Annotated in this window: 11 protein-coding genes; all 11 read left to right on the forward strand. The window is 40.6% G+C overall.

Going from position 1 to position 10,221, the window contains the following annotated elements:
- Positions 1-9 precede the first annotated feature (9 nt).
- Entirely contained in the window at positions 10-861 is an 852-nt protein-coding gene (locus tag H5232_RS11795) for a thymidylate synthase (RefSeq protein ID WP_182830927.1), read from the forward strand.
- Between the two features lie 35 nt (positions 862-896).
- Complete coding sequence (gene galU, locus H5232_RS11800; protein WP_182739893.1) at positions 897-1,775, forward strand: UTP--glucose-1-phosphate uridylyltransferase GalU; 879 nt, start codon at positions 897-899, stop codon at positions 1,773-1,775.
- A 122-nt stretch (positions 1,776-1,897) separates the two neighbouring features.
- Positions 1,898-2,530, forward strand: a complete 633-nt coding sequence (locus H5232_RS11805) for an SPOR domain-containing protein (protein WP_259398479.1) — start codon at positions 1,898-1,900, stop codon at positions 2,528-2,530.
- Between the two features lie 120 nt (positions 2,531-2,650).
- Entirely contained in the window at positions 2,651-3,244 is a 594-nt protein-coding gene (locus tag H5232_RS11810) for a DUF4402 domain-containing protein (RefSeq protein WP_182739892.1), read from the forward strand.
- A gap of 7 nt (positions 3,245-3,251) precedes the next feature.
- A complete protein-coding gene (locus tag H5232_RS11815) occupies positions 3,252-3,719 on the forward strand; it encodes a DUF4402 domain-containing protein (RefSeq protein WP_182768050.1) in 468 nt (155 codons plus the stop codon).
- Between the two features lie 8 nt (positions 3,720-3,727).
- Complete coding sequence (locus tag H5232_RS11820) at positions 3,728-4,540, forward strand: molecular chaperone (protein WP_182718035.1); 813 nt, start codon at positions 3,728-3,730, stop codon at positions 4,538-4,540.
- A 93-nt stretch (positions 4,541-4,633) separates the two neighbouring features.
- On the forward strand, positions 4,634-7,507 hold the full coding sequence (locus H5232_RS11825) for a hypothetical protein (RefSeq protein WP_182830929.1): 2,874 nt from the start codon (positions 4,634-4,636) through the stop codon (positions 7,505-7,507).
- A 10-nt stretch (positions 7,508-7,517) separates the two neighbouring features.
- Positions 7,518-8,183, forward strand: coding sequence for an SPOR domain-containing protein (locus tag H5232_RS11830; RefSeq protein WP_182830928.1), 666 nt, complete (start codon positions 7,518-7,520; stop codon positions 8,181-8,183).
- A 51-nt stretch (positions 8,184-8,234) separates the two neighbouring features.
- Entirely contained in the window at positions 8,235-8,828 is a 594-nt protein-coding gene (locus H5232_RS11835) for a FlgO family outer membrane protein (RefSeq protein WP_145240937.1), read from the forward strand.
- Between the two features lie 12 nt (positions 8,829-8,840).
- Positions 8,841-9,521: a FlgO family outer membrane protein gene (locus tag H5232_RS11840; protein WP_182761007.1), complete on the forward strand. Its 681-nt coding sequence runs from the start codon at positions 8,841-8,843 to the stop codon at positions 9,519-9,521.
- 5 nt (positions 9,522-9,526) lie between these two features.
- The gene (locus H5232_RS11845) at positions 9,527-10,189 is read left to right on the forward strand and encodes a FlgO family outer membrane protein (RefSeq protein WP_182794689.1); all 663 of its coding nucleotides are present in this window, start codon (positions 9,527-9,529) and stop codon (positions 10,187-10,189) included.
- Positions 10,190-10,221 lie beyond the last annotated feature (32 nt).

Genomic DNA, 10,221 nt, shown 5'->3' on the forward strand with positions numbered 1-10,221 from the left:
AAGCGAATAATGAAACAATATTTAGAGTTATGTCAGCGCATTGTTGATGAAGGTATCTGGGTTGAGAATAAACGTACGGGAACGCGTTGTTTAACAGTCATTAATGCGGAGCTTGAATACGACGTTGCGAACAACAAGTTCCCAATGATCACCACCCGTAAAAGTTATTACAAAGCGGCAATCGCAGAGCTGTTGGGTTACCTTCGTGGTTATAGCAGTGCTGCGCAATTTCGCGACATAGGTTGTATGACTTGGGATGCTAACGCTAATGAAAACCAAGCATGGTTAAATAATCCGAACCGTAAAGGTGAAGATGATATGGGCCGTGTATATGGCGTACAAGCTCGTGATTGGCGACGCCCTGATGGCACACCGTTAGATCAGCTAAAAAAGGTCATTGATAATCTTAAAAATGGTGTGGATGACAGAGGCGAGATCATCACTTTTTATAATCCGGGTGAGTTTGAGTTAGGGTGTTTGCGCCCATGTATGCACACGCATACTTTTTCGCTTCTTGGCGATACGCTTTATTTAACCTCGTATCAGCGCAGTTGTGATGTGCCACTTGGTTTGAATTTCAATCAAATTCAATGCTTTGTAATGCTTGCACTGGTCGCGCAGATCACTGGCCACAAAGCAGGTAAGGCATACCATAAAATCGTTAATGCCCATATTTATGAGAACCAACTGGAATTAATGCGCGATGTGCAGTTACAGCGTGAGCCATTTGCATCACCTACGTTGACGATTAATCCAAATATTAAATCACTCGAAGATATCGAAACGTGGGTCACCCGTGATGACTTTGAGGTAAATGGCTATCAATGCCATGAAGCAATTAAATACCCGTTTTCAGTGTAACAATTAATAAGCATCATAGTTTTAAGGAGAGAATAATGAAAGCAGTGATCCCAGTCGCAGGACTTGGCACCCGTATGTTGCCAGCTACTAAAGCTATTCCAAAAGAGATGTTACCTGTTGTAGATAAACCCTTGATTCAATATGTAGTTAATGAAGCGGTTGCTGCGGGTATTAAAGAAATTGTATTAGTGACTCACTCGAGTAAAAACTCGATTGAAAACCATTTTGATACCAGTTTTGAGCTAGAAGCAACGCTAGAGAAGCGGGTAAAGCGTCAGTTACTTGCTGAAGTACAAGCTATTTGCCCTAAAGATGTGACAATTATTCACGTTCGCCAAGGTGAAGCAAAAGGCTTAGGGCACGCAATCAACTGTGCAGCGCCAATTATTGGTAACGAACCGTTTGTGGTTATTTTACCTGATGTGATCATAGATGATGTTGAAAGTAATCTTAAAAAAGATAATTTAGCTGAAATGATTACTCGCTTTAATACAAACGGTGAGAGCCAAATAATGGTTGAGCCTGTGCCTATGCAGGATGTTGATAAGTTTGGTGTGGTCGATTTAGGCGACGTAAAGCTTGAACAAGGGCAAAGCGCAGCGATCCTTAATATGGTTGAAAAACCTCCTGTGCATAGCGCACCATCAAATTTGGCTGTGGTAGGTCGTTATGTGCTAAGTAAAAATATTTGGCCATTACTTGCAAAAACTCCCGCAGGCGCCGGCGACGAAATTCAGTTAACAGATGCAATTGCGATGCTAATGGAAAAAGAATCTGTTGCTGCTTATGCGATAAAAGGGCGTAGTCATGATTGCGGTAGTAAGTTGGGCTATTTAAAAGCCACTATTGAATTTGCACTGCGTCGTGATGAATTTAAAGATGAGCTAAGTGATTTTATTAAAACCTTAGTTTAAGCTCATTTATTGAGCCTAACTTATAAAAGTGCCTTAGTGGCACTTTTTTATTGCTTAAAAATCCTGAAACTGGCACTGACTTTGCTTATAATATGGCATTATTTATTTTGTGATGCTAACAGATGATGTGTTTTAAAAAGCAAGCTTGGTATACCACAGTGTTGGTTACAGCAACTGTCTGGCTTAGTGGGTGCAGTAGTATTAATGCTAACCCGGTGGAACAGCAGCCTGCATTAATTTCTGATCAACAAGTCAAAGAGTATGTTCAGCAATGGCACTCGCAACAAGAGAGTATTACTCGTTTAGCTGCGATGGAGGAAGACTTGCAACTATTAATAATGGCACTTTCCTCTCAAACTGATATTGCAGAAAACCCAGCGGTGCTTCGCGAAGATAATGTTACGGTGGCTCATTATGCTGAAAAAATACAGATCCCTGATACTGCTAACTCCTCAAAAACTATCGAAAACCGCCCTCTGCCACTGTATGGCAACTCACTGCCAGGCGCGCAACTTGGGCTGTATTTAAAACCGCAAAGAGTGAGAACGCAAATAGCAAGGTTGCAGCAACAATATCCGCAGGCATTTAGCCAATTAGATTTTGTAATGACAGAGCGTCACAATAAAGGCGTTACCTTGTATGGGTTACGAGTTGGGCCATTTCAAAATTATACCGAGGCCAATCTATTTTGTTCATTAGCACAAAATTTAGGCCAAAAATGCCTGAGTGCCCCATTTGTTGGTCAGCCTTTGTAATTAAATAAGCTATTTTTCTGATTTTTCAGTAATTAAGCTTAAAGTAATTGTTCTGAGTGTCGATAATATCTAAGATAGGGGCAACATAGGGTAATGTCCCATCACTTATAAGGATTTAATATGAAATTATCTTTAACTCTTCTGGCAGCAGCAGTTACAGCAAGCTCATTCGCGACTTATGCAACAACCGAAAGCTTTGATGCGAAAGTTAAAGTGCAAAATACTGTCGTTTTAACCAAAGGAAATGACTTAGATTTTGGTACAATTCGAGCGGTTGCAGATCCAGACGGTGTTAACCAAGCTACATTGGTTATAAACCCTGAGCCTACAGCAAGTCCTGTATCGTCTAGAACTGATAACGCACCTGCGATTATTTCAATAATAGAGCAAGGTTCGCCTGCATCTTTTACAGTATCGGAAGTAGTGCCAAATGCTCGTTTATCAATTACTAACCCAACAGCAACAACCCTGAGCTCTAATGGCCAAGGTTTGAATGAGCCAAACTTTACGGTTGGTACTTGGACATACTTTATCACTAGCGGTCCAAATGCAAACGCTTATTATTCATCAGTGACGCCTAATTTAACTGCTGACGGTGATGGCAGTGTATCGTTTAATATTGGTGCAACTCTTTCTACAGCATCAACAATTTCTAGCGAAGCGTACCGAGATACTGAGTATACAGGCACTTTTCAATTAGAAGTTGCTTATTAATTTAATCATGCGTTTTTTGTTGTTATTTGCGATGCTTTCAATACTGTATTCACAGTCAACAAGAGCCGCGAGTATAGAGCAACAAGCGCTTGATTTTGGCACCTTAGTTATTCTTAAAAGTGATCAAATAGGTTCTGTAATTATCAAGGATGATGGTTCGATTAGCACTTCTGGCGAAATCTATATCCTTAAAGAAGGTCGCCCAGCTGAGCTGATACTCACTGACATCCCCCCTGGCACTCGAGTCTCTATGAATTTAGTGGCTCCTGCAACTATGCAACACAATACTAAAGGAAGTAGTAGTGCCGACTTTAGAGTGACCTTAAATGGCTTTCCTAAAGACGCAACAAGCGATGAGTTTAGCGAAGTGCATGTATTTATTGGTGGTAAATTAGAAATAAATACAAGCAGCAAACAATATGTTGACGGCGACTATTCAACAACCACAAACTTAGAAATTTCAGTGGATTATTAAGGATTTAAATGTTTAATAAATTAACCGTGATACTGCTTTTAAGCTTTTGTTTTTTTAGCCAGGCGGTAATGGCGAATTTACTTATTTCTCCTACTCGTATTAGTTTTGATGAGCGTCAACGTACTGCAAAGGTCACAGTGATCAACACCAGTGACGAGTACAAAACTTACCGAGTGCATTGGAGCGAAAAGCAATCCACATCAACCGGAGGGTATGTAACCTTACTTGAGCCGACGGCGACAAGTTTAAGCCCGATGACGCGCTTATCACCAAAGCAAATGCGTTTGGCGCCTGGTGAAAAGCAAACCGTTAAAATTGCAATTCGAAAACCAAAACAGTTAGCAGATGGTGAATATCGTTCGCATTTATTATTTCAGGCGTTGCCAAATGAAAACCCAAATAGTACGAGTTCAATAAAAATTAATATGATCATGAGCTACAGTATTCCAGTCATCCTTCGTGAACATGCTGAAGTACCAAAAGTACTCATTGAGCAAGCGCAAGTGATTAAAAACCAGGGCAACCAACGACTACAATTTAAATTAAAACTCAATCGTGAAACTCACTTTAGCAGTTATGGTAAATTAACCGCGTTTTATCAACAAAATGCTAATGCTAAGCTGGAAGCTATCGCTGAAATTGGCAATTTAAGTATTTACTCGGATGTAAAAAATGCCGAGGTAATGTTGAGTTTATTTAGTGATAAAACCCTAGATAAGCCTGGTACTGTTATTTTTAAATATATCGGTGCAGATGAATATCAAGACATAAATTTTGCCGAGTATGCTTTAGCGATTAGTCCAAAAATGCTGCAACTTTAACTCTTCATGACCAAGAATACAGGGCTAAAGTGCATTACACTATGGCTAAGTTTATGCCTTAGTAACAATGCATTCGCGACTAATAACGTAACTGTGAATGATGCATTAAAAACACTTCGCAAGATTGAAGCTAAATTAACCGACTTACCAACAGCTTCTCAGCCTAGCGTTAACAGCCCTGTTGCGTCAAACCAACCGCGGATCGCAAGCGGTGAGTTTTTATTATTTTCGTTGTCTTTAAATGATTACTACTTAGGCGAAGTGTTCGCTTTAAAAAGTGATCAGGGTATTCAACTTGGCCTTAGTAGCCTAGCTGATATATTGCAATTTGGAATAGATGTTGATCTTGTAACTCGTTCTGCTCAAGGCTGGTATCGAGATCAACAGCCTTTCATTTTAGATGCCAGCACCCTGCCTGCAACACTGATAACTGACGCAGGTATGCTTGAACTAACGGCTGCTGATATTAGCATTGATGATGACATGTATATTGAAATGGCGCAGTTAAAAGAGGTTTTTGGGCTGCAATTTACAGTCGATTATGGTGATTTAGAAATAGAGTTAAGTTCGGCCATCTTATTACCAATTGAACAACAGCGAGAACGCCATGGTAGAAGGCTTAACCCCTCGAATCGTAATGCCAAGCCCACCTTGCCTTGGAAAGCCAGCCCGTATCAAGCGCTTTCATCACCTGTTGCTGATTTACAATTAAACTACAGTGCTGATAAAAATCAAAATAGAACAAGTTACTCATTATTAGGTGCACAAGACTTTGCTTATTTATCTGCCGAATACTTTTTATCTGGTCGCGAGGGCGATTTACTCAGCGATTCGCGTTTAACATTTACTAAGCAAGACCCGCAAAGCTCATTACTGGGAGTGTTAGCAGCCAGTGAAGTTGAGTTTGGTGATGTAACGGCCACACAAGTTGGCAGCCGTTACAACAGTCAGTATGGTCGTGGTATTAAGTTTTCAAACCGCGGACTGACTCAACAATTTGATAGTAACCGTATTAATTTAAGTGGTCCGATTCAGTTAGGCTGGGACGTTGAGCTTTATCGTAACGGCGTATTGATTGCGCAGCAATTAAGCTTATCAGATGGTCGTTATATTTTTGATAATGTTGATTTGTTTTATGGTGAGAATAACTTCGAGCTTATTTTTTATGGTCCTCAAGGGCAGGTCGAGCGAAAAAGCGAATATTATTTTATTGATAGTAACCAATTAGCACAAGGTGAAGGATTTTATGAACTATCAGTCTCTGAGCAGGGTAAAAAATTGCTTGGCAATACAGCCTTCAATAATGACAGCACGGGCTGGCAAATAGCAGGGCGCTACGAGCAAGGTATTACAGACGACTTCTCGATATATACCGCTGCATTGGCACAAAAAAGAACACATGACGACCTACAACACATGTCACTGGGGACTAACCTTAGCTTATTTAGCGCTCTGTTATTAAACTTAGATTACCAGAAAAATAATCAACATGAACAAGAGCTTGAACTTACAGCACGCACGCAATTTGCTGATCAATCTTTACTTTTTAGCGCAACGAATCGAACCGATGAATTAAAACAAAAATACGACAGCTATCAGTTTGATATGGCTGGCGAGTTGATGCAAAACAGTTACGGGCGGCTAAACTACCAAAACAATTTATTGTATCAAACATCAGATAACCGAGGCATCTATAAGCAAGCACAGAACCGTTTGAATTATGCGATTGCAGGCCTAGCTTTGAGCAACCAATTACAATGGCAACAAAGTAATAATGTTGAATCAGTGTATGGCTCAACACGTTTGCAAGGGCGTTTGGGTCGTATTTATAGCCGTTTTAGTGTTGATTACACATTATCTCCTATCAATGAAGTCACCAGCTACGAGGCAGAGTTTAACCGTAGTATTACCAGTCAACTGCAAGCAGAAGTCACCTTACGTGATTCTCGTATTAATGATATTCAATCGGCTGATTTAGGCTTAAGTTGGCAAAGCAATAAGTTTAGTCTCACTAGTAATCTAAACTACGACAGTGAAGATAACTGGCAGCTTGGCGTATATAGCCGATTCAGCCTTGGTTATGACACACAAAACAATCACTATTTTGTGTCTAAGCAAAGCTTAACAACGACAGGTACATTAATGTTACGGGTATTTTTAGATCAAAATAACAACGGCATTATGGATCCTGACGAGCAAGGTGTTGCTGGTATAAAAGTAAAAGGGCTGCAAAATTATCGCCAAGCAATAACTGATGAAAATGGCATTGCATTGTTAACCTCAATGCCAGCTAATCGCACCACAGATATTGTGCTCGATAGAGACAGCTTCCCCGATCCGTTTTTTGTGCCTGCCAATGAGGGCTTTTCAATCACGCCAAGAGCAGGATTTATTGAATACATGGATTACCCGCTAAATAACGCCAGCGAAATTGAAGGGGTGGTGTATCAGCAGCAAGGGGAGCACACTTATGTGCAGCCTTATGCAAAAATAACCTTATTAGATCAAAATGATAAAGAAGTTGCCAACACCCAAGCGGCTTATGATGGCTATTATTTGTTTACCGACCTGCGGCCAGGGCAGTATCGGGCTGTGGTTGACGATAGCTTTAAAGAACGTAAAGCATTAAAAAACACCCAGCAAGTAACAGTTGATTTATCAGCAAAAGGGGATGTGTTGGTTGGGGTTGATTTTACTTTAAAATCACTCGAAGAAGTGTCGGGGACTATTGTTAATGCGGGGAATTTTTCATCGTTAATGATGTTAAAGGCATACTTACGTTTGATAAGCCCACGCTTAAAATTACAACAGCAAGACGTGTTTTATATTCATGATCAACAGCAAAGTAAGTACATACTCGCCTTAGCATACGCTAAGCAAGCACAGCCTGAATTTACGGAGCTTTGTCAGTCATTAATAAAACAAAGATTGAAGTGTGATATCGAACAACGAACAATACTTCATTAAAGGAATAGCAATGAATATCAAACAATCGTTTAGTGTAATGCAATCAGCCGTATTAATAATGAGTTTAATTATATTATCTGGCTGTACCAGTACGACGGATAGCGCGCAAAGAAGTACCAGCAGCACAGCTGAAACTAATCATGAAACCTATGTGCAGATCACGCAACAAGAGCTACAACAGTTACAAACTAGCTCTGCACAGTGGCAAGCAATTAAACCCGATCTTGAACGATTATTACTGATTGAAAGTGATTTGAATTTATTGATAGCACAGTTAACCGCGATAGCAAATGATGACGAGAATACAGGTAACAATAGCCATTCATCTGCTGCCTTGGCATCACAGCAAGTACCGTCAGATAGGCCTGCGCAATCTATAGCAGCACAGTCAAACATAACTAACAACGCGCTTTTTGCGCTGCAAATTATTGCGGTCACTCAACAATCGCAATTAGCTCCAAGCTGGCAAACAATTCAACAAAAAGTACCGAGTTTATTGTCAGATAAATTTATCACCAATGTCGAAACTGCTCAGGTAAAAGGCATGACTTATTACCGCTTAAAAATCGGGGCATACCAATATCAAAAAAATGCCCAAGCTGATTGTGATAAATTAAAGCTACAACAGCTCAACTGCATGGTGACTCACTACACCGATAACCCAATAAAATTATAAATAGGCATAATACTTGCTTTGTTATTGCCATGTTTAGTGAGGATGGCAATTATGCGCCTTTTGTTATGTTTATTATTGCTGAGTCTAACTGCGTGTAGTTTAACGCAAGAAAAACCGCCAGCACCAAGTACCAATGCCCCAAAAGCAACAATGGCACCTTATACTGTGCATCAGTATGTGAGCGACTTGAGTAGTCAATTGAGCCATGTGCAAGGGCCGTTTAAAAGCTCTGCACGGATTGCCGTTACTAGCTTTTACTTAGCCAACGCGCTAGACAGTGAGCTGGCACAAGGGCAGGGCGCAGGGCTGAGTCAGCAAATTCAAGAAAGCTTACTTACTCAGTTTACCCAACTTGGCTATAACACTATTGAATATCGCCTTGAAAAACACCTTAATTTAGCCAGCAACGCAGATGGTATATTAAGTCGCGACATTAGCAAGTTACGCCAACGTCAGAATATTGACTTTGTTATCACGGGTACCTTAACACGGCAACAACATGCCTATATAGTTAACGCCCGTATGGTAAATACGCAAGATAGCCGCGTTGTATCTGCAGCCAGTACAGAGATCCCCATAAATGTGATGTGGGGCGATGAAAAAATACAACAGCGCGACGGTTATATTTACCGCAGCGAATACTAATTAGGAGCTCTCATGAAACGCTTAATATTAACTTTATGTTTGCCACTGGGTTTTGGTTGCGCGCAAATGATGGAACCGGGCAAAACAGCACAAACTGATAACTCTGCGCAGTTAGAGGGTGATCAAAGAATGGTTGCTGCTCCTGGGCAAAGTAATACATTTTATCAAAACAATATTCCAGTGATGAACGATAGCAGCCAAGTCACAGTCCCAACACGTAAAAATATTAATCATTATGTACGTGGCATAATGCAAGATATGGCTGAAAATTTACAATACGTAAATACCAAAACGCCGCTGGCCGTATCAAGCTTTATCTTTTTAGATGATGATTACAACGACGGCACATTGTTAGGTAATCAAATCGCCGAAAGTTTTATGCACGAGCTACACAGCTTTGGTGTACCGGTGATCGACTTTAAAACTACCGACTACATGCGTGTTACTCCCTCTGGCGACTTTGTATTTAGCCGCGATTATTTAGAGCTAAGCCAAGATCAAAACTTTAACTATGTACTGGCGGGCACTATGGTAAATCACCAAGGTGGTGTATTAGTCAATGCCCGAATTATTGGTTTAGCTAGTAAGGCTGTGGTTGGCTCTGCACAAGGGTTTATTCCGCAATCCGTTGTTGATGCACTCGACAGCAGCTATCGCACTGATGGCGTAATGCTAAAACAAGCGAGTAAGTGAGGCCGATGATGAGTAAGCTAATCCACAGCGCTAAGTTATTAACTGTAGGGGGGATGATCAGCATTCTCAGCGCATGCAGTATGACCAATAATACGGCTGAGCCTGTACAAAGTACGACTAGCCGATATGACCTTACTCAAATACTACAACAAGCACAATTAAACGACGCCGAGCCATTAGATAGTGGTGCGCAGTTTATTCCTAACAAGCATCATAAAACACTGGTTAATTATGTAGAGCAAATGGCGTTAGACTTAGTCGACACAATGCAAACAGAGCTTGATACCTCGATTGCCGTTACTTCATTTGTAGATTTAGATGCCAGCCTTAATAACAGTAGCCAATTAGGCAACCAGTTATCAGAGAGTTTTATTCATCAACTGCAAAAATTTGGTTATGGTATTGTTGACTTTAAAACCACCGATCAAATAACTATGAACCCACGTGGTGACTTTGTATTTTCACGCGATATAGAGCAGTTAGCGGATCAACGCATCGCCAGCCATGTGTTATCAGGCACCTTGATCTACCGCAGCAACGGTGTTGAAGTAAATGCCCGTATTATTGATATCACCAGCAAACGCGTAGTTGCCAGTAGCAACAAAATACTGCCTTATTACGTACTCAACAACGCCGATATTCACCTACAACGCGCGAGTATTAACTAGTATCGTTATAAAATCCATTTAACTGCTTGATT

This window comes from Pseudoalteromonas sp. SG41-5 (assembly GCF_014164495.1).
Taxonomy (GTDB): Bacteria; Pseudomonadota; Gammaproteobacteria; order Enterobacterales; family Alteromonadaceae; genus Pseudoalteromonas; species Pseudoalteromonas rhizosphaerae.